Here is a 23,108-nt window from a genome sequence, read left to right as displayed (position 1 = left end):
TCACGGCCGCGTCGTCATCGCGGTCGGCGGCCCCGGTGTCCGCAGCGGCTCGGCGAGACGCGCGAACTCGCACAACAGCGCGCGCGTCTTGCGGGGGTCGATGATCTCCTCGACCCAGAACTTCTCGGCCGTGCGGAACGGCGAGCGCAGCTTGTTGAGCCGCTCCTCGATCTCCTTCAGCTTGGCCTTCGGATCCGGCGCCGCATCGATCTCGGCACGATACGCCGCCTCGATGCCGCCCTCGAGCGGCAGCGAGCCCCAATGCGCCGACGGCCAGGCGTAGCGCATCGAGAACCGGTCGGCCGGCTGATGCACGACGCCGGCGACGCCGAAATTGTTGCGCACGATCACCGTGCACCAGGGCACCGTGGACTGATTGACGGCTGCCATCGCGCGCACGCCATGACGGATGGTCGCTGCCTTCTCGGCCTCAAGACCGACCATGAAGCCCGGACAGTCCATCAGATAGACGATCGGCAAATGGAAGGTCTCGGCGAAGTCGACCCAGCGGATCACCTTCTGGCAGGCATCCGCCGTCCACGAGCCGCCGAAGTGATAGGGATCGCTCGCCAGCACCATGACAGCGCGGCCTTCGAGCCGCGCGAGGCCGACGATGAGCGGGCGGCCGTAGTTCTGCGCCACCTCGAAGAACGAGCCGCTGTCGACCACGGACTCGATGATCGGCCGCATCTTGTAGACGCGCCGGCGATCCCGCGGCACGGCGCTGATCAGCTGCTCGTCGGTGCGCTGCGGATCATCGGTGCAGGGCAAGGTCGGGGGCAGGTCGTACACCGACGACGGCAAGTACGAGAGGAATCGCCGCGCGCAGGCGAACGCCTCCGCCTCGGTGTCGACGGCATGGTCGACGCCGCCGGCCTTGGTCTGGATGTCGGCGCCGCCGAGCTCCATCTTGCCGAGGTCCTGGCCCAGCCGCTTCACCACCGGCGGTCCGGCGACGAACATCGCCGATTGCCTGGTCATCACCGAGTAGTGGCTCGCCGCCAGCCGCGCCGCGCCCAATCCAGCGACCGAGCCGAGGCCGAGGCCGACGACCGGCACCAGCGACATGTTCTCCGTCGTGTAGCGGTACCAGCGATTGCCGCCGATGCCGCCGGGCAGATTGGCCGCGCCCTTGGTCTCGATGGTCTTGACCGAGCCGCCGCCGCCGGAGCCTTCGATGATGCGGATGATGGGCAGTCGGAAGTCGTGCGCCATCTCCTCGGCCATCAGCGGCTTGGCCGCGATCGAGGCATCGGCCGAACCGCCGCGGACGCTGAAATCGTCACCGACGACGACGACGGTGCGGCCGTCGACGCGCCCGCGCCCGAACACGCAATTGGCGGGCGTCACATGCTTCAGCTCGCCCTGCTCGTCATATTCGCCGAGACCAGCGATGGCGCCGATCTCGTGGAAGCTGCCGGGATCGACGACGCCGTCGATGCGCTCGCGGACCGTGAGGCGGCCCTGGTCGTGCTGACGCTTGACCTTGTCAGGCCCGCCCATCTCCCGCGCGAAGGCCTCGCGCCGCGCCAGCTCCTCGAGCTCCGGCTGCCAACTCATTCGTTCCCCCTGCCCCGGTGATGGTCTTGTTCTTATGGTTGGTCTTCGTGGTCACCTGAAGGGGCTTCCTCTCCATCCGGCTGTTGAAGACGTCGGCTTCCGCGCCCTGCAGCAGCGCTGCGATATTGCGGCCGAGCTCGCGCATCGGCTGCGCCACCTCGTCGTGCAGGCGCTGCTCGTCGTACATTGCCGACAGCAGGCCGATCGTAAGCACGACATTGGTCTGGTACTGCGGCGACCACACCGGCAGCGCGAGACCGTTGATATGCGGGCTCCAGAGGCCGCACGCCACCACGTAGCCGTGCTCTTTCAGGAACTGCCTGTTGTGCTCGAGCCGCGGCCGCAGCAGCTTCGCTGCGTCCGGCATCTCGCGCTCCATCTCGGCGAGCAGCGCATCGCCGACCTCGGGCTCGAGCGCGGCGACATAGGCGTGACCTGCGGCGGTCGAGGCCATCGAGATGCGGCTGCCGGTGGTCTCGTGCAGGCCGAGCGCATTCGCAGCGCGGCCGAATTCGAGATAGACCAGATGAAACTGATCGGGGATCACGAAGCCGACGGTGCCCGGCAGTTGCTCGGCGACGTCCTGCAGGCGCTGACGGATGAGATTGCGCAGCTGCAAGCCCCGCGTCATCGACGTACTCATCGCGACCGCGCTCGGACCGATTCGGTATTTCTGATCGCGCGGCAGATAGACCAGCTGGCCCATCCGCGTCAGCGTGTGCGTCAGCCGCGAGACGGTCGAGCGCGGCAAGCCGCAGCGGTTGGAGATTTCCAGATTGCCGAGCCGCGAATCGTGCCCCTCGAAACAGCGAAGCACGTCGAACGCCCGCGACACCACCTGAATGACCTCGCCCTCACCGGCGAGATCTCCCGGCAGCATGCCCACCCTGCTCAATCGCTCAGACCGTCGTCCCATGCGCGTTCCACTCAATTCCATGATGCAGAATTAAATTCCGCTTACAGAACAAGCTAACCCAGTGCTTTTGCCCCCACAACACAAGAGCGTTTCCAAAACCCACCGTTCTTCAGCGTGTTGGCACAAGACGCGACCTCTCAGCGCAAGTCGCTCTGGCATGCCAGACATGAAGCTCATCGAAGGTGCCAAGCCACCGCGAACGCCGCTGCCGGGGCGCGGCTCGCGGCCGCTCACGCGTTGAGCAGCGGCAACATTTGACCAGCGCTGCCCCAACTGTGGGCTGGCCGCTCCACCGCGGCTGCGACATAACCAGCACGCCGTCCAAGTCCTCGCCGAGCTTGCCATGACCACCGAACACCCGCGGCCCGTCCGCAATCCGCAGCATTGGGCCTCCGCGGCGATGCCGCCGCTGCAGCGCTTTCTCTCGGCCTGCCATGCCGACTTCTGGCCCGATCATGACGGCGCGGTCGCGAACTACATTCCCGAACTCAGTAAGGCCGATCCGGCGCATTTCGGCATCAGCCTCGCGACGCTCGACGGCCATGTCTACGAGGTCGGCGACAGCCAGGTGCCGTTCACGATCCAGTCGATGTCGAAGCCGTTCGTGTTTGCGCTCGCACTCGACCTGCTCGGCTCCGACGCGGTCGAGCGCGTGATCGGCGTCGAGCCGTCCGGCGATCCCTTCAACTCGATCCGGCTGAACTCCGACAACCATCCGTTCAACGCGATGGTCAACGCCGGCGCCATCACCTGCAGCGGCCTGATCCGGCAGGCCCGGCACGGCGACGCCTTCGAGACCATCCGCGACGCGCTCGGCCGCTTCGCCGGCCGCAAGCTCGATGTCGACGATGCTGTATTCGCATCAGAAGCCGCGACCGGCGACCGCAACCGCGCCATCGCCTACATGCTGCGCACCTCCAGCGTGATCAAGGAGCCGGTCGACGACGTGCTCGCGGTCTACTTCCGGCAATGCGCCGTGCTGGTCACGGCGCGAGACTGCGCGATCATGGCCGCCACATTGGCGAATCGCGGCGTCAATCCGGTCACCGGCGAGCAGGTCGTGACGCCCTACGCCGTGTCGCGCACGCTGTCGGTGATGACGTCGTCCGGCATGTATGACTTCGCCGGCGAATGGATCTACCGCGTCGGCATCCCCGCCAAGAGCGGCGTCGGCGGCGGCATCCTGGCGAGCCTGCCGGCACGACTCGGCCTCGGCAGCTACTCGCCCCGCCTCGACGGCCACGGCAACAGCGTGCGCGGTATCAAGGTGTGCGAGGCGCTGTCGGCGCATTACGGCCTGCACATGCTGAACCGCTCCGACGATGCCCGCACCACGATCATCGCCGACTACGACATCGGCGCCAGCCCGTCGCGCCGCAGCCGCCGCGCACAGGAACGCAACATCCTCACCGCACATCCCGATGCCGTCCGCGTGCTCGAGCTGGTCGGCACGCTGTCCTTCTCCAATGTCGACTACGTGTCGCGGCAGCTCGCCAACAGCGCCCGCCCGCAAGTCGTGATCTTCGACCTGCACCGCGTCACCGCGATGACGCCCGCCGGCCTGCGCCTGCTTGCCGAGCTGTTCCACGAGCTGGCGGATTTCCACGTGACGGTGGTGCTGTCGGGTATCCGCCGGACGTCGCCGGAATGGCAGGAGATCGCGGCGCGCACCGGCGACATCCGCAACGTTCGCGACTTCTATCTGCTCGACACCGCGATCGAGTGGGCCGAGGACCAGATCGTCTATCGCTACGGCGGCGCGATCGACTTCCTCGAGACCACCGAACTCGCCGAGCAGCCGCTGCTCGCGGGCCTCTCCGCAGACGAGCGCCACGAGCTCGCGGCGCTCGCGACCATCCGGCACTATCAGCAGGGCGAGCGCATCATTGGCGCCGGCGACGCTGCGCATTCGCTGTTCTTCCTGCGCTCCGGCGTGGTGCACGTCACGCTGCCCGACGGCATCCGGCTGGCGACGCTGACGGCGGGGCAATGCTTCGGCGAAATGGCGCTGCTGGAGCCGGTGCGCTCCGCCGATGTCATTGCCGACTTCTCGGCCACGGCCTTCGAGGTCGCGCTCGACGATGTCGAGCGGTTCCGCGCCCGGCATCCGCAGGCGGGCGAACGCATCATGCGCAATCTCGCCCAACTCCTGGCCGAGCGCCTGACGATCGCCAATGCGCGATTGAACCTGCTCGCTGCGGACTAATCCCCTCATCGAACCTCTTTTGCGGAAAAATCAGAAAAAACCTCACGTCCTCACTCGTATTTGTACGGGCTCGCCTAAACGTTACCGGGACTCGGTCGCAGGACAACCATAACGGAGCCCAATTCGCGCCGCATTACCCGACGATGTTCTGAACCGTCGATGAACGCCGAGTGGGGACTCGCGAAGCAGACGTCGACGCGGGGTGTTCCGAGTGAAATTCCAGCCGACCGTTGCGTGTGTATTTGCGCCACGGAGAGTCGTGTCCAGTGTCCAGGGAGGAAACGGCATGAAGGAAGCCACTAAGAGGGCAACATCGGAGGCACTCGCACACATGCTGGCCGTGACGTCGATGATCGTCATTGCCGGCGTCCTGTTCTACGGGCGATGAAGGGCTGTCTGGAGGTTCTGCGTCGCAGTTTCTTCATCGCCCGTAGGTGGGATTGTGAGCGTGATTGCTCATGCGAATGACCGAGTTGAGTTGCGTTTGAGTTAGTAAGCGTAGCGTAGAGTATTTGCGTCAATCGCGCGGCGATCCGGGTCGGGACGAAATGTGTTGTGCGTATCGTCCCGCCTCGGTCGCCCGCGGCGGGCTTTCGCGTTCTGATCGCGCGACCGAGCCTCATTTCGCCTTCCCGAAATGGGGCACGAGACCGCCGGCAAAGTCCTTGAAGCATGCCGCGACCACGTCGCCGATCGCGAGATCGTGGTCGCCATGGGCCATCATCCGGAATCCCTCCCGCATATCCACCAGCACGATGTTGTACGGCACCTGCGCGCGCGTCTCCGGCGTCGCGGCGCGGCAGACCAGTGACGTGGCGTAGATGGTGCCTTCGCCGCTTGCGGCGTGGTCGGTGAGCGCAAGCGAGCCGCAGGCCGCACAGAAATCGCGGCGGAAATACTGCACATGCGCGCAGCAGGCACAGCGCTGGTAGCGAATCGCCGCGGTGCCCCTGGTCCAGTCGGCTGATTCGCTCATCGGACCCGCTCCCAGAACATGCTGACATGCGACGACAGCACGCCGCCGTCGCCGTGCAGGAGCGTCAGCGAAGCATTGCGGACCTGCCGCGAACCTGCCCGCCCCGTCATTTGCAGATGCGCCTCATTGAGATGCGCCATCGCGCCACCGACGCCGCAATGGCCATAGCTGAGGAGACCGCCATGGGTGTTGAGCGGCACGCCGCCGTCGCGGCTGAAATGGCCGTCTCTCAGCCGCGCAGCCGCCTCGCCGCGGCGGGCGAGCCCGAGGTCTTCGAGCAGCATGCACAGCGTGATCGTGAAGCTGTCATAGACCGCCGCGTAGTCGACGTCGGCGACCTCGACACTCGCGGCCGCCTTGGCTTTCCTGATCGCGATCTCGGCTCCGAGCTCGCTCAAGGCCGGCGCGGCCGTGACGTGCTGATGCGTGTGCGCCTGGGCGCAGCCGCGCACCCGCACCGCCGTCGCTGCGGTCGGCTCGCGGCTGACGATGATCGCGGCGCCGCCGTCGGACACCGGGCAGCAGTCGAGCAGCTTCAGCGGCCGCGCCACCGGCTTCGACGCCATCACGTCGGCAACACTGATGGCCTCGTGAAACTGCGCGCCGGGATGGTCGAGCGCATGCCGGCGCATCAGCACGGCGAACTCGGCGAGGTCCTCCTCGGTGACGCCGTGCTCGTGCATGTAGCGCGAGGCGACGAGGCCGTAATAGGCCGGGATCGTCGGTCCGAGCGGCAGCTCGTAGTCGGGATGTCCGACCTGCGCCAGCGCCTGGATCGAGGCATCGCGACTCTGCCCGGTCAGCCGATTCTCGCCGGCGACGACCAGCATGTTCCTGACGACGCCGGCCTCGACGAGGTGATGCGCCAGCATCACCATCGCAAGCCCGGTGGCGCCGCCGACCTGCACCGCATGGGCATAGGACGGCGTGATGCCGAAATGCTCGGCGAACACGGTCGCGAGCATGATGTGGGGCGACACTGTCGAATAGCCGCAGAGGATGCCGTCGATGTTATCACGCGTGAGCTCGGCGTCGTCGAGCGCAAGCTGTGCCGCCGTGCTCATCAGATCGAGCGAGGAGCGGCCGTCGTGGCGGCCGAACGAGATGAGACCGGTCCCCGTGATATAGCTCATCGTGCCACCATCTCCGCCGTCATTCCGGGGCGCGCGTCAGCGCGAGCCCGGAATCCATAGCCACAGGATGTCGTGTGGGGCACCCACGTAGTTGGCATCCCGCCTCACGACATCTGCCTGGGGTTATGGATTCCGGGCTCGTCCTTCGGGCGCCCCGGAATGACGTGGGGAGAGAGCGCTGGCATGTCATGGTCAAAATCATCTTCAATACGATTTCGGCAGGCCGAGAACCTTCTCGGCGATGAAGGACAGGATCAGTTGCGGGCTGATCGGGGCGATGCGCGGGATCAGGGACTCGCGCAGGTATCTTTCGACGTGATACTCGCGCGCGTAGCCGAAGCCGCCGTGGGTCATGACCGCCTGCTCGCAGGCATGGAAGCCGGCTTCGGCGGCGAGATATTTCGCGGCGTTCGCAGCGGGGCCGCAGGCCATGCCCTGGTCGTATTGCCAGCCGGCCTGCAGCACCATCAGCCAGGCGGCCTCGAGTTCCATCCAGTTCTTGGCCAGGGGATGCTGGATCCCTTGGTTCTGGCCTATCGGGCGGTTGAAGACGTTGCGCGTCCGCGCATAGGCCGATGCGCGTGAAAGCGCGAGGTGGCCGAGGCCGACGGCTTCGGCGGCGATCAGGATGCGCTCCGGGTTCATGCCGTGCAGGATGTAGTCGAAACCCCGCCCCTCCTCGCCGAGCCGATCCTCCACCGGGATCTCGAAATCCTCGAAGAACAGCTCGTTGGAGTCTACGGGCTTGCGGCCCATCTTCTCGATCTCGTGGACCTTGATGCGGCTGCGATCGAAATCCGTGTAGAACAGGCTGAGCCCATGGGTCGGGCGCTTCACCTCCTCCAGCGGCGTCGTGCGCGCCAGCAGCAGGATCTTCTCGGCGACCTGCGCGGTCGAGATCCACACCTTCTGGCCGTTGACGACGTAGCGGTCACCCTTGCGCACCGCGCGGGTCTTCAACTGCGTGGTGTTGAGGCCGGTGTTCGGCTCGGTCACCGCGAAGCAGGCTTTCTCACTGCCGTCGACGATACCGGGCAGCATGCGCGCGCACTGCTCCTTGGTGCCGAACACGACCACCGGATTGAGCCCGAACACGTTCATGTGGATCGCCGAGGCGCCGCTCATGCCGGCGCCGGATTCCGCAATCGTGCGCATCATGATCGCGGCATCGAGAATGCCGAGGCCCGAGCCGCCATACTCTTCCGGGATGCAGATGCCGAGCCAGCCGGCGTCGGCCATCGCCTTGTGGAAGTCGGCGGGAAAGCCGCCCTCCTTGTCCTTCTTCAGCCAGTAGGCGTCATCGAAATCAGTGCAGATCTTGGCCACCGCGTCGCGGATCGATTGCTGATTGGCGGAGAGCGCGAAATCCATCGATCACTCCTTCGCAGGCGACGGCGTCGTTACGCCCTGGCGGATCATCGCGGCGATCTCATCGGCCGAGAAACCGAGCTCGCGCAGGATCTCCTCACCGTGCTCGTTTGGCCGCCCCGCCAGCCGCTGCGGCTCGGCCCTGGTCTCCGACCAGGTCGCCGAGACGCGCGTGGTGCGGATCGGGCCTTCGGTCGGATGTTGGACGACGGGAAAGAAATCGGTCGCGACGAGGTGCGGGTCGTGCAGCAGGCTTTCGAGGTCGTGCATCGGCATGACCGGGATGTCGCCGGCGTCCAGCAGCCGGGTCCATTCGGCCGTCGTCTTCGTCAGGAAGATGCGCGCAAGCTCGGCGTAGACGACATCGATGTTGGCGGCGCGACGCGCAAACGTGTTGAAGCGGTCGTCTTCGCGCAGGTCGGTGCGGCCGGATGCCGTGAAGAAGGCATCCCATTGCTTGTCGTTGTAGACGATGACGCAGATGTAGCCGTCGGCGGTCTTGTAGGGCCTGCGGTCCGGCGACAGATGCCGGGCGTAGCCGCCCTTGTCGAGCGGCGGCTCGTAGGTCAGCCCGCCCATGTGATCGCCCATGATGAAGGCCGCCATGGTCTCGAACATCGGCACGTCCAGGCGCTGGCCACGGCCGGTGCGGTCGCGATGCACCAGGCTGGCGCAGATCGCGCCGACGGCGGTCAGCCCGACGATGCGGTCGACCAGCGCATTCGGCACATAGCGCGGCGTGCCGTCGCCGGCCACCGCCATCAGATGCGACAGCGCCGCGCCGCCCTGGATCAGATCGTCATAGGCGGGCTTCGCCGCATAGGGGCCATCCTGGCCGAAGCCGAACACGCCGGCATAGACCAGCCGCGGATTGAGCGCTGATATCACCTCATAGCCGAGGTTCAGCCGGGCCATCGCCTGCGGACGGATGTTGTAGAGCAGGACGTCGGCATCCCCGACCATGCGCAGCACGGCCTCGCGCCCCGCCGGCTTCTTCAGGTCGAGGCAGATCACGCGCTTGCCGCGGTTGGTGTTGAGGGTCACCGGCCCCATCCCGGGATGGCGCCAGGGGCCGATCTTGCGGGTGACGTCGCCGTCAGGCGATTCCACCTTGATGACATCGGCGCCGTAATCGCCGAGCGTCTGGGCGGCATAGGGCCCCATCAGCACGGTGGTCATGTCGATGACCTTGATGCCCGCAAGCGGTCCCATCGCGGCGTTCGCTCCCTTGTTCGTGGTTGTGCCCGAGCTAACGGTACCAGGAGTTCCGGGGCAAGCGGGCGCGCGCGTATGGGGCCATGCGTCCACTTGCCGCCGACGCAACATTCCGTGGCGCGGATCACGGACGACCAGCGCTGCGTTGCACCAGATGTTCCCTGCGGCAACCAGCATTCTAGGATTCCAATTCAACGTTCAGGTGTGTCAGCATGCCGGTCCAACATCCAAAAACACAGTTAGGGAGAACGCTTTCATGACGCTGTATCAGGGCAAGTGCTTCTGTGGTGCGGTCGAGCTCGAGGCCGACGGCGAGCCGGAGGCGATGGGCTATTGCCATTGTTCGTCGTGCCGCTCCTGGTCGGCCGGTCCGGTCAACGCTTTCACCCTGTGGAAGCCGGCGAACGTGCGCGTGACCAAGGGCGCGGACGCGATCGGCACCTATCACAAGACCGACATGAGCCACCGCAAATACTGCACGAAGTGCGGCGGGCACCTGATGACCGACCATCCGCCGCTCGGCATGATCGACGTCTATGCCGCGACCATCCCGACGCTGAAGTTCGCACCGGGCGTGCACGTCAACTATGCGGAGAGCGTGCTGCCGATCAAGGACGGCCTGCCGAAGCTGAAGGACTTTCCGGCCGAGTTCGGCGGCTCCGGCGAGATGATGCCGGAGTGAGGGCATCGCTGCGAATGGCGAAAGGGCGAGCATCAGGGGCCTCGCGACAGGATCTGTCCGAGCTGTGCTGATCGTTTCCGCCCTCTTCGAACAGAGGGCGCAGGGAAGGCCGGGTGCCGACTGGCACCCGTGGCCCCCGTGCGAAAGAAAGCACGGGGAGAGAACCACAGGTTCAGCCGGACCGACCCGGCCTTCCCTGCGCGATGGTTTTCACGCTTATTTCGCGCTCTCCTCGGTGCACCGGCTTGTTGGCCACCGTCGCCGTTGGGCTCATCATCACCCGCAGGCTTGGCATCAGCATCGGGATGCCGGGACTACGCGACTTCACGTCCGCGCCATGCCGTTCGTCCGCGCGCCAAAAGCACGCTGCGACACGTCGCGGCCACCGCATCCCTGCTCCAACGTTCGTGACGATCGCGAAGCGCCCCTCGTGGCGAAGCAGGATGACGGGAGTGAAACATGTTTTTCGGAAAAACGAAACAAGAATATTTTTCGCGGCAGGTCTGGACAGGGCAAATCAGGTTGATTGCGCAGGCGAATTCTGGCTATCGGCGCAGGCTCCGAACGCCGTCTCCTGCGCATCGCCGGGAGAAGCCGTGAGGCGAAGGTCGGGGCCTCGCCCTTCGAGACGCGCGCCAAGTGGCGCTCTCCTCTCCATGAGGACGCGCTCATGGTCGATGTATATTTCCGGCTTCGGAGCCAGACGATCTCTGTCCTTTGATGATCGCGCTCAAACCAGCCTGCTACCTCCGCACCGCTGTGCGATGCAGTGCCCTCGCCCCTTGTGGGAGAGGGCATCGCCGGCCGATCCGCAGGCTCGGTTGGGTGAGGGGTTCTCTCCGCGAGCGCAACTCGTTGAGACAGACCCCTCACCCGACCGAGATCGTTGCGCTGCCATACATGCCCTCTCCCACAAGGGGCGAGGGCGCAGTCACGACCGTCCCGCCCGCGGCGAGGTCGATTAGTTTCCCGCTTCTCGATAAGGCTGCTTTCCCTGAGCACGCTGCCAACGCGTTCATGGTCAGTGTGCAGTGGCCACCCCGCCGCTCAACCCTCATGGTGAGGAGCGCCGCGAGCACAGCAAGCTGATCCGAACGAGCCGTTCATGGAGCGGCGCGTTCAGGCGATGCTCTCGCATCGCCCTGAGAACCATGAGGCCCCCGCTGTGCCAGACATCCAACCGTCCGAACGATCAGCTCACGCCTGCACGCTCTCGGTCCGCTGCGGCGCGAGCTCCGGCGCTGCGTCGGGCGGCCGCGTATCCAACTCCTCGATCATGCCGCGCGCGATCTCGCGCTCGCCCATGATGACCATGTCGGCGCCGAGAGATCTGAGATGCTCGACCTCGGCGTCGGAATGCGCGCGCGCCACGATGTGCAGGGCCGGATTGGCGGCACGGGCCTGCTCGACGATCTGGCCGGCTTCGAACGCCTCGGGAATGGCGATGACGAGCGCATGCGCCAGGGCTGGGTTGGTCGCACGCAGCACGTTGCTGCGCGCGGCATTTCCCGTGATGGTCTCGACGCCGGCGCTTTTCAGCTGCTTGAGAATGTCCTCCGATGTCTCGACCGCAAGGAAGGCGTGGCCGCGCTGCTGCAGGGCCTCGCCGACGAGCCGGCCGACGCGGCCGTAGCCGACGATGATGGTATGCTCGGTGAGCTGCGTCACCGGAATTTCGGCCGGCGCGGACGCCGGCGTTACCGGGGCATCGGCGCGGCGCCGCTCCAGCCGCGGCAGCAGCCGGTCGAGGGCTGCGAACATCAGCGGGTTGAGCATGATCGAGATGATCGCGCCGGCCAGGATCAGGTCGCGCCCCGCCTTCGGCAGCAGGTTGGTGGCACCGCCGATCTCGGCGAGGATGAAGGAGAACTCGCCGATCTGCGCCAGGCTCGCCGAGATCGTCAGCGCTGTCGAGGCGGGATGGCGGAACGCCACCACGATCAGGAACGCGGCGAGCGACTTGCCGAACAGGATGATGAACAAGGTCGCCAGCAGCGGCCACGGCTCGCGGATGACGCTGGCCGGATCGAACAGCATGCCGGCGGAGACGAAGAACAGCACGGCAAACGCGTCGCGCAGCGGCAGCGATTCCTGCGCGGCGCGCTGGCTCAGCGGCGACTCGCCGAGCATCATGCCGGCGAAGAAGGCGCCGAGCGCGAGCGACACGCCGAACAGTTTGGTCGAGCCGAACGCGACGCCGAGCGCGATCGCGAGCACCGCCAGGCGGAACAGCTCGCGCGAGCCGGTGTGGGCGACGTAGTGCAGGATCCACGGGATCAGGCGGCGGCCGACCAGCAGCATCACCGCCATGAACACGCCGATCTTGGCGAAGGTCAGCAGCAGCACGCCGGTCAATCCGAGCCCAAACCGGGCGGCGAGCGGATCGGCGGCCACGGCGCCGTTGTCGCCGTTCTGCAGGCTGGCGAAGGCCGGGATCAGCACCAGCGCCAGCACCATCGCGAGGTCCTCGACGATCAGCCAGCCGACCGCGATGCGGCCGCGCTCGGTGTCCATCAGCCGGCGCTCCTGCAGCGCGCGCAGCAGCACCACGGTGCTGGCGACGGAGAGCGCGAGGCCGAAGACGAGGCCGCCGCCGATCGACCAGCCCATCGTCCAGCTCAGCGCCATGCCCATCAGCGTCGCGGCGGTGATCTGCACGACCGCGCCAGGGACGGCGATGGCGCGCACCGACATCAGGTCCTTCAGCGAGAAATGCAGGCCGACGCCGAACATCAAGAGGATGATGCCGAGCTCGGCGAGCTCTGTCGCCAGCGCCTGATCGGCGACGAAGCCTGGCGTGAACGGGCCGACGGCGACGCCGGCCAGGAGATAGCCGACCAGCGGCGGGAACCGGAACCGCTGCGCGAGCGCTCCGAAGACGAAGGCCAATCCGAGGCCGGCGACGATTGTCGCAATAAGGGGTGTATCGTGCGGCATCTGAACTTCTTGCACAGGCAGCCGCGAGATGCACCGCGACCAAGTGAGGCACAGTTCCACGGGAACATGTTGTGGGACCCGGCAGAGGCCCGCGCGAAAGCCATGGTCAACGCCGCCCGGAGGTCCCTATGATCGATGGCAGCCAGCATGGGGACGCTCGACACGATGCCCGCCGATCTCGTCCAGACCTTCCGCGCCTTCGCCTACAACAATGCCTGGGCCAATCACCGGCTGCTGGCGACCTGCGGCCAGCTCAGCGCCGAGGATTTTGCGGCCGAACGCACCGGCTTCTTCCCGAGCCTGCAGAAGACGATGAACCACATCTACATCATCGACCTGTTCTACATCGATGCGCTGGAAGGCGGCTGGCTTGGCCCGATGGCGTGGCAGGATCAGGTGCCGTTCCCGCGGCTCGCCGATTTGGTCAAGGCGCAGAGCGCGATGGACCGCCGGTTGATATCGTTCTGCGAGACGCTGACGCCGTCGCGGCTGGACGAGACCGTGCGCATCAACCGCGAGACAAGGGTGCAGAACGAACGCTGCGACCGCCTGCTGCTGCATCTGTTCCAGCACGACATCCACCACCGCGGCCAGGCCCATGCGATGCTGTCGGCCACTTCCGTCAAGCCGCCGCAGCTCGATGAGTTCTTTCCCGCGGATGATGCCAGCTTGCGGGCGAAGGATTTCGCCGAGCTCGGCTTCAGCGAGGAGAAGGTGTGGCGGAACTGACGCGTCTGTAGTCTGTAGGGTGGGCAAAGGCGCTGCCGTGCCCTCTCCGCGCGCTCGATCGCAGTGGCGCCGTGCCCACCGTCTTGCCACAGAACACGCCGCCCGACGGTGGGCACGCTGCCGCCTGCGGCGGCCGCTTTGCCCACCCTACGGCAGTTCGCCTACGGCCCACGCGCTGCGCGGCAGCCGGTACACGACCTGCCGCCGCAGCGGACTATCCGCCTCGATGCGCGGATGATCGAAATCGGACGCCGCATCTCTGATCATGCCGAGCTTGCGCATCACATTCTGCGACGCATGGTTGGCGGGCGCGGCATAGGCGATGATCTCATCGAGACCCAACTTGTCGAAGCCGAAGGCGAGCGCCGCCCGTGCCGCTTCGGTGGCAAAGCCCTGCCCCCAGCCCGCGCGTGCCAGCCGCCAGCCGATCTCGACCGCCGGCGTGAACGGCGCTTCGAAGAAGATTCTGAACAATCCGGCCGCGCCGAGGAATGTGCCGCTGGCGCGGTCCTCGACCACCCAGAAGCCGAAGCCGTGCTCGGCCCAATGCTTGATCTGGGCGTCGATCCACAGATCGCATGCCTGCCGCGTCGGCAGCGCGCGCAGATACTGCATCACGGCCGGATCGGCCGACATCGCCGTCAGCGGCGCGCGATCCTCGTCGCGCCATTCGCGCAAGGTGAGACGGTCGGTTTCGATGATCATGATGGGACTTACATCTTCCTTGGTGCAGGCCGCGCCACGTCTTCGCCTGCACCTCTCGCCGCCGAGGATTGACAGCCACGTCTGCTTGCGTCAACCTGCCGGTAGGTTGATACGACCTGCCGGTTGCGCCCTTCCCAGGGATTGGTGAACGTATCGAGCCTTTGTGGCCTCCCCCTTTGCCCGAGCGACCGGGTCAGCAACGCAACCACCTGACATGCCTGGTTCGCTCCTGCAGAGGATTGAGCGATGCGCGATTTTCGCGATGCCAAGGTCATGGCGCAGACACTGCGCGAGTCCCTGACCACCAAATCCATCACAATCAGCCATAGCCACAGCCTGGAGCTGGTCTCCCGGATGTTTGGCGTGGCCGACTGGAACACGCTGTCGGCGCTGATCAAGAGCGGTGACGGCGCCAAGCTGACGCCGCCGCCGGTCATTCACCCTGACATACAGCGGCGTCCGGCCCTTCCGCTGCGCGACTTCGTCCCCTTTCCGGGCGGCACCCAATCACTGTTCGTGGGTCGAGCGAAGACGGTCAACGCGCTCAACGACGCTTTTGCGAGACAGAGCGATGTCGTGATCGTGCTGCAGAGGCAGCACGCGGTGGACGAGCCCAGCCTTGCTGATCTGCAAGAGATCGGCCTGCGCGCCGACCTGATCGAGCTGACGCCGCTGCCGGACGGCACGCTGAAGGTACAGGTCCGGATCGGACGCCGCGTTATGATCAGGGCATTCAGCAGCGACACCAGCGCCTTCGAAGCCGAGGTGTCCGACATAAGTGAGGACCGTGCAGCCGATGCGCCGGATCTGATCCTGCGCGCCGTCACACGGTTCGAGCGCTACGCTGCGATCCGCAACATCCGCATGCCCGAGGGCTGGCCGCCGTTCGGCGAGGGACGCCACCCCGGCAGGGTCGCGGACATGATCGCCGCGCTGGTGCTGCTGCCGCTCGCGCACAAATACGAGCTGCTGGCGGTGCTCGATCCGGTCAAGCGCCTGGAACTCGTCGAGGCGCTGCTCGATGTGACGACGCGACCGGTGTCGTCAGCGCTGCAGGCGACACGCCAGCGTGCAATCGCCCATGCGCGCGACCGGCAGCATCGCCATGCTACGCTCGAGCATCTGCTGCTCGCACTGATCGACGACGACAGCGCCGCAGCCGTGATGCGGAGCTGTCGCGCGAGCCTGAAGCAGTTGCGGACCAAGACCGAGGCTTTTGTGGACACCGAGCTGGCCCACCTCGCGACCGAGGATGGCGACATCGCGCAGCCGACGGACGCTTTCCGGCGCGTCAACGACCGCGCCGCGCTCGCCGCCCAGGAGGTCGGCTATCCGCTCATCACCGGCGCCAACACGCTGCTCGCGCTGTTCCCGGAGACGCGCAGCCCGGCGGCACGCCTGCTCGCCGAGCACGGCGTGACCATGGTGCGAGCCGCGAAGGCGGTGGCGGACGGAGTCGGCAAGGAGGAGGCATGAGCCGGATTCGCCGAGCAGCCGCGCATCGTGAGAAGTGACGCAACGAAACAATCCAGAGCAGCACCCGCGGCCCTGGATTGCTTCGCTTCGCTCGCAATGACGGAGGATAGACCTCGGCCTACTTCATCGGCTCCAGGATCGACACATAGTTCGCCACCGCAGCGCCGCCCATGTTGAAGATGCCGCCGAGCTTGGCGTTGGGGAGCTGCATGCCCTCGGGCGCGGTGCCGGTGAGTTGCATGGCGGTCATGACGTGCATGGAGACGCCGGTGGCGCCGATCGGGTGGCCCTTGGCCTTGAGGCCGCCGGACGGGTTGACCGGGAGCTTGCCGTCCTTGAGCGTCCAGCCTTCCTTGATGGCGCGGGCGCCCTGCCCCCTGGGCGTCAGGCCCATCGCCTCGTACTCGATCAGCTCGGCGACGGTGAAGCAGTCATGGGTCTCGACGAAGGAGAGGTCGGACAGCGTCACGCCGGCCTTCTCCAGCGCGCGCTGCCAGGCCACCGTGCAGCCCTCGAAGGCGAGGATGTCGCGCTTGGACATCGGCAGGAAATCCTGCGCATGCGCTGTTGCGCGCACGTTCACCGCCTTGGCGAACTTCTTGGCGGTCTCGCTGTCGGTCAGCACCAGCGCGGCGGCGCCATCCGAGACCAGCGAGCAGTCGGTGCGCTTGAGGGGACCGGCGACGTAGGGGTTCTTGTCGCTCTCGGACCGGCAGAACTCGAAGCCGAAATCCTTGCGCATCTGCGCGAACGGGTTGGCGACGCCGTTCTTGTGGTTCTTGGCGGCGATCAGCGCCAGCGCGTCGGACTGGTCGCCGTACTTCTGGAAGTAGCCCTGCGCGATCTTGCCGAACACGCCGGCAAAGCCGCCGACGGTGTCGCCGTCCTCCGGCAGGTAGGACGCCTTGAGCAGGTTCTTGCCGATCTCCGGCCCAGGCGTGCGCGTCATCTGCTCGACGCCGACGACGAGCACGATCTTGGCGGCACCGGCCGCGATGGCGCGGATGCCCTGGTGGACGGCGGCAGAGCCCGTGGCGCAGGCGTTCTCGACCCGGGTCGCCGGCTTGAAGCGCAGCGCCGGATCGGCCTGCAGCACCAGCGAAGCGGTGAAGTCCTGGGGCGAGAAGCCCGCATTGAAATGGCCGAGCACGATCTCGTCGACGTCGCCGGCCGAGATGCCGGCGTCCGCCAGCGCCTCATTGGCGACCTTGACGACGAGGCTCTCGACGGTCTCGGCGTCGAACTTTCCGAACGGCGTGTGCGCCCATCCGACGATGCTGGCGGTCATGCTCTCTCTCCCGAATGTCTGTCCCGCTCAGATGGCGACGTGCGCCATCTGAATCCAGGGTCTAGGCGGCGTTCTCAGGCCACGAACTTACCACCAAGTTCATCCGCGATGTGAATGCGGATGATGTCATCGAAGGTCTTTTCCTCGGTCGTAAAGCCGAGTTCGCGGGCCCGCTTGGCCTCGAACGTCCGCGGCCAGCCGGCGACGATGCCGATGATGAAGGGATCGGGCTCCCGCTTGATGCGGTTGGCGACTTTGTCGCCGGCGACACGGCGAAGCGCGGCGATCTGCTCGCCGACGGTGGCGGTCAGGCCGGGCATGGTCAGGTTCCGGCGCGGGCCGATCTTGGCGGTGTCCATGGTCGCGGCATGCAGCAGGAAGCCGACGGCCGAGCGCGGCGTGGCGTGCCAATGCTGAACGTCCTCGGACACCGGCAGCACGGCCTCCTTGCCGGCCAGCGGCTCGCGCAGGATGTTGGAGAAGAAGCCGGACGCCGCCTTGTTGGGCGCGCCGGGCCGGATGCAGATGGTCGGCAGGCGGATGCCGACGCCGTCGAAGAAGCCGCGGCGGGAATAATCGGCCAGCAGCAGCTCGCCGATCGCCTTCTGGGTGCCGTAGCTCAAGAGCGGCGCGTTGACGAACTCGTCGCCGATGGCCTCGGGGAACGGCGCGCCGAACACCGCGATCGACGAGGTGAAGACGAGGCGCGGCTTGTAGCCGTCGCCGATCAGCCTGACGGCGTCGAACAGCATCCGCGTGCCGTCGAGATTGATGCGGTAGCCCTTGTCGAAATCGAGCTCGGCCTCGCCGGAGACGATCGCGGCGAGATGGAAGATCACGTCGGGGCGCGGAGCGACCAGCTTCTCGGCAAAGCCAGGCACGGCGAAGTCGCCGGCGATGGTCTCGACCGCGATTCCGGTGTCGGGCTTCGCCGGCGCGACGATGTCCTGCAGGGTCATCCGGGTAATGGCGGCCTCGCCGAGACGGCCGTCGCGGACCAGCCGCTCCACCAGCTTGCGCCCGACCATGCCGGCGGCGCCGAGAACGAGAATATGCAAGGGAATGCTCCTTCAAAAAGTAGGGTGGGCAAAGGCGCTTAGCGCCGTGCCCACCGCAACACTTGCGATGCCGGAAGACGGTGGGCACGCTTCGCTTTGCCCACCCTACGAGAGCTCGACGAGCCCGCCCTACTCCTTCACCGCGCCGGTCATGGCCGACACATAGTGCTCGACGAAGAAGGCGTAAAGGATCACCAGCGGCAGCGAGCCGACCAGGGCGCCGGCCATCAGCGATCCCCATTTGTAGATGTCGCCGTCGACGAACTCGTTGACGATCGCGACCGGCACGGTCTTGTTCGGCGTCGACTGCAGGAAGGTCAGCGCGTAGATGAACTCGTTCCAGCATAGCGTGAACGAGAAGATGAAGGCCGAGATCAGCCCGGGCACCGCCAAGGGCACCACGATCTTGACCAGGATCTGCCAGCGGCTGGCGCCGTCGATCAGGGCGCACTCCTCGAGCTCGAACGGGATGGTCTTGAAGTAGCCCATCAGGAGCCAAGTCGAGAACGGGATCAGCAAGGTCGGATAGACCAGGATCAGCGACAGCGGCGAGTCGAACAGGCCGTAGGCCTGGATCACCGAGGCCAACGGAATGAACAGGATCGACGGCGGCACGAGGTACGCGAAGAAGATCAGCACGCCGACGGTGTCGGCGCCCTTGAAGCGCAGCCGCACGATCGCGTACGCCGCCAGCACCGAGGCGAAGATCGACAGCGTGGTGGCGCCGACCGCGACATACATCGTGTTCCACAGCCAGCGCGGATACTGCGTCTCGAACAGCAGTTTCGAGATGTGCTTGAAGGTCGGATGCACCACCCAGAACGGGTTGAACTTCTCCATGTCGATCAGCTGCTCGTCGGGTTTGATCGACGTCAGGCCCATCCAGTAGAACGGGAACAGCAGCACCAGGAGAATGATCCCCAGCGGCAGATACAGCGTGATCAGGCGGCGCGGCAGCGACTCGAGGTAGCTCATGCCCTCGGAATCGTCGCCGGCGGCGAGCGCCGCCGCAGTCGCGGTGGCGTTCGATTGAGTCTTGGATTGCAGCGCAGCGGTCTCGGTCATTGGTCGGATCCTTGCTGCCATTTGCGCCGTTGCATGCCGAACCAGGAGATCGCGATCGCCGCCGCCAGGAACGGGATCATCGCGGTCGCGATCGCGGCACCTTCGCCGAGACGGCCGGAGATGATGCCGCGCTGGTAGCTCAAGGTCGCCATCAGATGGGTGGCGTTGACCGGGCCGCCGCGGGTCAGCGCCCAGATCAGCTGGAAGTCGGTGAAGGTGAACAGCACCGAGAACGTCATCACGACCGCGATGATCGGCGTCAGCAACGGATAGGTGATGTAGCGGAAGCGCTGCCAGCTGGTGGCGCCGTCCAGCGTCGCGGCCTCGTACAGCGATGGCGACACGGTCTGCAGGCCGGCCAGCAAGGTGATCGCGACGAACGGCACGCCGCGCCAGATGTTGGCGATGATGACGGAGGCGCGCGCCCAGGAGGTGTCGCCGAGGAAGTTGATGTTCTGGGTGATCAGGCCGAGCTTGATCAGCGACCACGAGATGATCGAGAACTGCGAATCATAGATCCACCAGAACGCGATCGCCGACAGCACCGTCGGCACGATGAAGGGGATCAGCACGATGGCGCGGATCATCGCCTTGAACGGCATGTGCCGGTTCAGCAGCAGCGCCAGATACAGTCCGATCGCGAATTTGATGGCGCTTGCCACGATCGTGTAGAGCAGCGTGTTGAACACCGACAGCCAGAAGATCGAATCGTCCCACAGCCATTCGTAGTTCTCGACACCGACGAAGACGCCGCTGCGGCCGATCTTCTCGTCGGTGAAGCTCATCCAAACGCCGAGCCCCAGCGGATAGGCCAGGAACAGGATCAGGAACGCCGCCGCCGGCAGCATGAACCACAGCGCGACGAAGTTGCGGTTGGTCTTCATGCGCGCCCATGCCGACGGCTCGCTCATGGCGGCCGCTGGAGGCAGCGAGGTCTGGATGGTACTCATTCTTCAAGCAGCTCCCTTCGAACCGGGGGTGGGCAAAACAAGCTTGCTCACCGGCGTTCGGGATAGATCCGTCATTCGCGACGGACCGTAGGGTGGGCAAAGGACCTCGGCGCAATGCATGCATTGCGCAGAGGGCCGTGCCCACCATTCGGTGGTGCGACGAAGTCGGTGGGCACGGCGCGGGAGAGATCCGGGATTTCTCTTCGATCCCGGCGCGCCTTTGCCCACCCTACGCGGTCACATCAGCGGAAGATGCGCTTGGCGGACCGCTCGGCGGTCGCCATCGCCGTCTTCACGTCCTCGCGTCCCGTGCAGTAGTTCGCGAACATGTCGACCACGACGAAGTCGGCGATCGCGGCCGCGGCCGCCTCGCCGAGCTTGCCGAGGCCGGCCGGCGTGGTCGCGGTCGCAGCGACCTCGCGATACGGCGTGTTCTTCGGATCCACCGTCCAGATCGGATTGGCGTCGTACCCCTTGAGGAAGTGCGAGAGGTAGCCCTGCGCCGCCTCGATCCACGGATTGAACTGCTCCGGCTCCAGCATGAAGGCGGTGAACGCCTTGCAGGTCTGCGGGAACTTGGAGAAGTTGAACACCAGGATCGGGAAGCCGAGATGCATTTCACGGGTCTTTCCGTCCAGCCCGGGCGGCAGATGCGCGTGGTTCATGTCCTCGGCGATCTGCGGCGCCTCCTTCTTGGCGGTGACGTAGATCGAGATGCCGTTGACGGTCGCGTAGAGCTGGCCGGCCAGGAACGCCTTGTTGTTCGAGGAGTCGTTCCACGACGCGGTGCCCGGCACGAAATTGTCGTACAGGCCCTTGACGTATTCGAGCGCCTTGGCGGTCTCCGGCGAGTTGATGACGACCTTGTTGTCCTTGTCGATCAGGTTGCCGCCGTGCGCCCACAGCGCCCAGTGCGTCCAGCCGTTGGCGTCGCCCGAGGCGTGACCGAGCGCCATGCCGCCCGGCGTGCCGTTCTTGTTCATCGCCTTGAAGAACTCGGACATGCCGGCGAGATCGTTCGGGAACGACTTGAAGCCGGCCTTCTCGGCGGCCGAGATGCGGTAGTTGATGAGGCCGCCGGTGGCCGCCACGGGAATGCCGATCCACTTGCCGTCAAGCATGCCGTAGGCCTTGCCGGAATCGGTCCAGCCGCCGCACTTCTTGCCGAGGTAGTCGGCCACGTCGGTCATGTCGACGCACTTGTTCGAAAACAGGAAGGGCAGCGTGTAGAGGCCCCACACCATGTCGAGCCCCTGCCCGGTGTTGGCCGCAACCGAGGCCTTGGGCTGAACGTCGTCATAGGATTCGTTGGAGATGTTGATGGTGACGTTGTTGGCCTTCTGGAAGGCGTCGACGATCTTCATGAAGGCCACGTCCTCGGCCTCGACGAAGCGCTTCCAGCGCATCATGTTGACCTTGGCGCCGGGCTCCGGCTTGAAAGGCGAGGTCTGCGCCCACGCCTTGGCATAGCCGAGCAGCTCGTCGGCCGACATCGTCGCAGCAGCCGCCAGCAGGGTCGCGCCGCCCTTGAGCATAGACCGCCGGTCCGTGAGGAAATTCGTCATCTGAAGTTTTCTCCCGTTGATATTGATTGTTTTGTTTGTTGTCGGCTCGTCGTTCTCTGTCGTCTTGCGTCGGTCGGCCGGCTCAGAGCCTCCGGCCCGTATCCTTGTCGAACAGATGCGCCGCCGACGCGCGCGGACGCAAATGGATCTTCTCGCCGGGGTTGACCTCGTGGCGATCGCGGAACACCGCGATGATGTCCTGGGTGCCGATGCGGGCGACGATCTGGGTCTCAGAGCCGGTCGGCTCGACCACGATGACTTCGGCCTCGATGCCGTCGCTGGCGAGCTCGAGATGCTCCGGCCTGACACCGTAGACCACCGGCCGGCCGTCGGACGCCGCCGGCGCCGTCAGCAGCGGCAGCTTGGCGCCGTTGTCGGTCTCGACATACACCGAGCCGTTGGACTTCAGGTGCCCGTTGAGGAAGTTCATCGCCGGCGAACCGATGAAGCCGGCCACAAACTGATTGTCCGGCTTGTCGTAGAGATCGAGCGGCGAGCCCATCTGCTCGACGATGCCGTCGTGCATCACGACGATCTTGTCGGCCATGGTCATGGCCTCGATCTGGTCGTGGGTGACGTAGACGGTGGTCGTCTTGAGCCGCTGATGCAGTTCCTTGATCTCGGTGCGCATCGCCACGCGCAGCTTGGCGTCGAGGTTGGACAGCGGCTCGTCGAACAGGAACACCTGCGGATCGCGCACGATGGCGCGGCCCATCGCGACACGCTGGCGCTGGCCGCCGGAGAGCTGGCGCGGATAGCGTTCGAGCAGCGGCGTCAGCGCCAGGATCTCGGCGGCGCGCGCGACGCCCTTCTTGATGTCCTCGGGCCGTGCGCCGCGCAGCTTGAGCGAGAAGCCCATGTTGTCGGCGACTGTCATGTGCGGATACAGCGCGTAGTTCTGGAACACCATCGCGATGTCGCGTTCCTTCGGCTGCACGTTGTTGACGACACGCTCGCCGATCGAGATGGTTCCGGAGGTGATGTTCTCGAGCCCCGCCAGCATGCGCAGCAGCGTCGACTTGCCGCAGCCCGACGGCCCGACCAGCACGACGAACTCGCCATCCTCGATCGGAATGGTCACGCCATGCAGGACCTCGAATCCGCCGAACGATTTGCGCACGTCGCGAATTTGCACCGACGACATCAATTTCCTCCTCAATGACCGACAGCATCGGCTGCATGTCGGCGGCATTCTGACCGTTGTTCTCGGCCGTTGATCTGGCCGTTTGTCGTTGCTTAGTCTGGCCGTCTTGTTGGTCTTGCTTCGTTGTTCTTGCTT

18 protein-coding genes are annotated in these 23,108 nt (G+C 65.8%); 4 read left to right on the top strand and 14 right to left on the bottom strand.

Going from position 1 to position 23,108, the window contains the following annotated elements:
• Both ACQR07_RS17435 and ACQR07_RS17430 read right to left on the bottom strand, forming a co-directional pair.
• Nucleotides 1-1,560, bottom strand: a complete 1,560-nt coding sequence (locus tag ACQR07_RS17435) for an acyl-CoA carboxylase subunit beta (RefSeq protein ID WP_434903466.1) — start codon at nucleotides 1,558-1,560, stop codon at nucleotides 1-3.
• A complete protein-coding gene (locus ACQR07_RS17430; RefSeq protein WP_434903465.1) occupies nucleotides 1,490-2,476 on the bottom strand; it encodes an IclR family transcriptional regulator in 987 nt (328 codons plus the stop codon). The genes ACQR07_RS17435 and ACQR07_RS17430 overlap by 71 nt, the downstream gene beginning before the upstream one ends.
• 343 nt (nucleotides 2,477-2,819) lie before the next feature.
• On the opposite strand from ACQR07_RS17430, the gene glsA reads away from it, so the two are divergent.
• Nucleotides 2,820-4,682 (top strand): glutaminase A, encoded by a 1,863-nt coding sequence (gene glsA, locus ACQR07_RS17425; protein ID WP_434903464.1) that lies wholly within the window; start codon nucleotides 2,820-2,822, stop codon nucleotides 4,680-4,682.
• Between the two features lie 619 nt (nucleotides 4,683-5,301).
• Here the strand turns inward: glsA and ACQR07_RS17420 are convergent.
• The 4 genes from ACQR07_RS17420 to ACQR07_RS17405 form a co-directional block, all read right to left on the bottom strand.
• Nucleotides 5,302-5,658 carry a Zn-ribbon domain-containing OB-fold protein gene (locus ACQR07_RS17420; protein ID WP_434903463.1) on the bottom strand — a complete coding sequence of 119 codons (357 nt, stop codon included), beginning with the start codon at nucleotides 5,656-5,658 and terminating at the stop codon, nucleotides 5,302-5,304.
• Complete coding sequence (locus ACQR07_RS17415) at nucleotides 5,655-6,791, bottom strand: thiolase family protein (RefSeq protein ID WP_434903462.1); 1,137 nt, start codon at nucleotides 6,789-6,791, stop codon at nucleotides 5,655-5,657. The genes ACQR07_RS17420 and ACQR07_RS17415 overlap by 4 nt, the downstream gene beginning before the upstream one ends.
• A gap of 204 nt (nucleotides 6,792-6,995) precedes the next feature.
• Entirely contained in the window at nucleotides 6,996-8,162 is a 1,167-nt protein-coding gene (locus ACQR07_RS17410) for an acyl-CoA dehydrogenase family protein (RefSeq protein WP_434903461.1), read from the bottom strand.
• A gap of 3 nt (nucleotides 8,163-8,165) precedes the next feature.
• Nucleotides 8,166-9,371 (bottom strand): CaiB/BaiF CoA transferase family protein, encoded by a 1,206-nt coding sequence (locus tag ACQR07_RS17405; RefSeq protein ID WP_434903460.1) that lies wholly within the window; start codon nucleotides 9,369-9,371, stop codon nucleotides 8,166-8,168.
• Nucleotides 9,372-9,630: 259 nt separating this feature from the next.
• Here ACQR07_RS17405 and ACQR07_RS17400 point away from each other — a divergent pair, with 259 nt between their 5' ends.
• The gene (locus ACQR07_RS17400) at nucleotides 9,631-10,056 is read left to right on the top strand and encodes a GFA family protein (RefSeq protein WP_434864501.1); all 426 of its coding nucleotides are present in this window, start codon (nucleotides 9,631-9,633) and stop codon (nucleotides 10,054-10,056) included.
• Between the two features lie 1,197 nt (nucleotides 10,057-11,253).
• Here ACQR07_RS17400 and ybaL read toward each other — a convergent pair.
• Nucleotides 11,254-12,993 (bottom strand): YbaL family putative K(+) efflux transporter, encoded by a 1,740-nt coding sequence (ybaL, locus tag ACQR07_RS17395; protein ID WP_434903459.1) that lies wholly within the window; start codon nucleotides 12,991-12,993, stop codon nucleotides 11,254-11,256.
• Nucleotides 12,994-13,158: 165 nt separating this feature from the next.
• On the opposite strand from ybaL, the gene ACQR07_RS17390 reads away from it, so the two are divergent.
• On the top strand, nucleotides 13,159-13,722 hold the full coding sequence (locus ACQR07_RS17390) for a DinB family protein (protein ID WP_434903706.1): 564 nt from the start codon (nucleotides 13,159-13,161) through the stop codon (nucleotides 13,720-13,722).
• A gap of 147 nt (nucleotides 13,723-13,869) precedes the next feature.
• Here the strand turns inward: ACQR07_RS17390 and ACQR07_RS17385 are convergent, their stop codons facing one another.
• Nucleotides 13,870-14,427: a GNAT family N-acetyltransferase gene (locus ACQR07_RS17385; RefSeq protein WP_434903458.1), complete on the bottom strand. Its 558-nt coding sequence runs from the start codon at nucleotides 14,425-14,427 to the stop codon at nucleotides 13,870-13,872.
• A gap of 246 nt (nucleotides 14,428-14,673) precedes the next feature.
• On the opposite strand from ACQR07_RS17385, the gene ACQR07_RS17380 reads away from it, so the two are divergent.
• Entirely contained in the window at nucleotides 14,674-15,903 is a 1,230-nt protein-coding gene (locus ACQR07_RS17380) for an LON peptidase substrate-binding domain-containing protein (RefSeq protein WP_434903457.1), read from the top strand.
• Between the two features lie 118 nt (nucleotides 15,904-16,021).
• On the opposite strand, the gene ACQR07_RS17375 is transcribed toward ACQR07_RS17380, so the two are convergent.
• The 6 genes from ACQR07_RS17375 to ACQR07_RS17350 all read right to left on the bottom strand — a co-directional run bounded on the left by ACQR07_RS17375 (nucleotide 16,022) and on the right by ACQR07_RS17350 (nucleotide 22,973).
• Nucleotides 16,022-17,191, bottom strand: coding sequence for an acetyl-CoA acetyltransferase (locus ACQR07_RS17375; RefSeq protein WP_434903456.1), 1,170 nt, complete (start codon nucleotides 17,189-17,191; stop codon nucleotides 16,022-16,024).
• A gap of 74 nt (nucleotides 17,192-17,265) precedes the next feature.
• Entirely contained in the window at nucleotides 17,266-18,249 is a 984-nt protein-coding gene (denD, locus tag ACQR07_RS17370; protein ID WP_434903455.1) for a D-erythronate dehydrogenase, read from the bottom strand.
• Between the two features lie 129 nt (nucleotides 18,250-18,378).
• Nucleotides 18,379-19,314, bottom strand: coding sequence for a carbohydrate ABC transporter permease (locus tag ACQR07_RS17365; protein ID WP_434864507.1), 936 nt, complete (start codon nucleotides 19,312-19,314; stop codon nucleotides 18,379-18,381).
• Nucleotides 19,311-20,264, bottom strand: coding sequence for a carbohydrate ABC transporter permease (locus ACQR07_RS17360; protein WP_434903454.1), 954 nt, complete (start codon nucleotides 20,262-20,264; stop codon nucleotides 19,311-19,313). Before ACQR07_RS17360 ends, ACQR07_RS17365 begins: the two co-directional genes overlap by 4 nt.
• A 242-nt stretch (nucleotides 20,265-20,506) precedes the next feature.
• On the bottom strand, nucleotides 20,507-21,829 hold the full coding sequence (locus ACQR07_RS17355) for an ABC transporter substrate-binding protein (protein ID WP_434903453.1): 1,323 nt from the start codon (nucleotides 21,827-21,829) through the stop codon (nucleotides 20,507-20,509).
• 82 nt (nucleotides 21,830-21,911) lie between these two features.
• Entirely contained in the window at nucleotides 21,912-22,973 is a 1,062-nt protein-coding gene (locus ACQR07_RS17350) for an ABC transporter ATP-binding protein (RefSeq protein ID WP_434903452.1), read from the bottom strand.
• Nucleotides 22,974-23,108: the final 135 nt, after the last annotated feature.

The sequence above is a fragment of the Bradyrhizobium sp. HKCCYLS20291 genome, assembly GCF_051167715.1.
GTDB lineage: Bacteria > Pseudomonadota > Alphaproteobacteria > Rhizobiales > Xanthobacteraceae > Bradyrhizobium.
This window is presented reverse-complemented; position numbering and strand designations above follow the sequence as displayed.

Bases quoted from the DNA above. Each gene is read 5' to 3' on its own strand.
- ACQR07_RS17430 (WP_434903465.1), bottom strand. From the start codon at position 2,476: ATGGGACGACGGTCTGAGCGATTGAGCAGGGTGGGCATGCTGCCGGGA.
- ACQR07_RS17365 (WP_434864507.1), bottom strand. From the start codon at position 19,314: ATGACCGAGACCGCTGCGCTGCAATCCAAGACTCAATCGAACGCCACC.
- ACQR07_RS17405 (WP_434903460.1), bottom strand. From the start codon at position 9,371: ATGGGACCGCTTGCGGGCATCAAGGTCATCGACATGACCACCGTGCTG.
- ybaL (WP_434903459.1), bottom strand. From the start codon at position 12,993: ATGCCGCACGATACACCCCTTATTGCGACAATCGTCGCCGGCCTCGGA.
- ACQR07_RS17355 (WP_434903453.1), bottom strand. From the start codon at position 21,829: ATGACGAATTTCCTCACGGACCGGCGGTCTATGCTCAAGGGCGGCGCG.
- ACQR07_RS17420 (WP_434903463.1), bottom strand. From the start codon at position 5,658: ATGAGCGAATCAGCCGACTGGACCAGGGGCACCGCGGCGATTCGCTAC.
- ACQR07_RS17435 (WP_434903466.1), bottom strand. From the start codon at position 1,560: ATGAGTTGGCAGCCGGAGCTCGAGGAGCTGGCGCGGCGCGAGGCCTTC.
- ACQR07_RS17380 (WP_434903457.1), top strand. From the start codon at position 14,674: ATGCGCGATTTTCGCGATGCCAAGGTCATGGCGCAGACACTGCGCGAG.
- ACQR07_RS17385 (WP_434903458.1), bottom strand. From the start codon at position 14,427: ATGATCATCGAAACCGACCGTCTCACCTTGCGCGAATGGCGCGACGAG.
- ACQR07_RS17400 (WP_434864501.1), top strand. From the start codon at position 9,631: ATGACGCTGTATCAGGGCAAGTGCTTCTGTGGTGCGGTCGAGCTCGAG.
- ACQR07_RS17375 (WP_434903456.1), bottom strand. From the start codon at position 17,191: ATGACCGCCAGCATCGTCGGATGGGCGCACACGCCGTTCGGAAAGTTC.
- ACQR07_RS17390 (WP_434903706.1), top strand. From the start codon at position 13,159: ATGCCCGCCGATCTCGTCCAGACCTTCCGCGCCTTCGCCTACAACAAT.
- ACQR07_RS17350 (WP_434903452.1), bottom strand. From the start codon at position 22,973: ATGTCGTCGGTGCAAATTCGCGACGTGCGCAAATCGTTCGGCGGATTC.
- ACQR07_RS17360 (WP_434903454.1), bottom strand. From the start codon at position 20,264: ATGAGTACCATCCAGACCTCGCTGCCTCCAGCGGCCGCCATGAGCGAG.
- ACQR07_RS17410 (WP_434903461.1), bottom strand. From the start codon at position 8,162: ATGGATTTCGCGCTCTCCGCCAATCAGCAATCGATCCGCGACGCGGTG.
- glsA (WP_434903464.1), top strand. From the start codon at position 2,820: ATGACCACCGAACACCCGCGGCCCGTCCGCAATCCGCAGCATTGGGCC.
- ACQR07_RS17415 (WP_434903462.1), bottom strand. From the start codon at position 6,791: ATGAGCTATATCACGGGGACCGGTCTCATCTCGTTCGGCCGCCACGAC.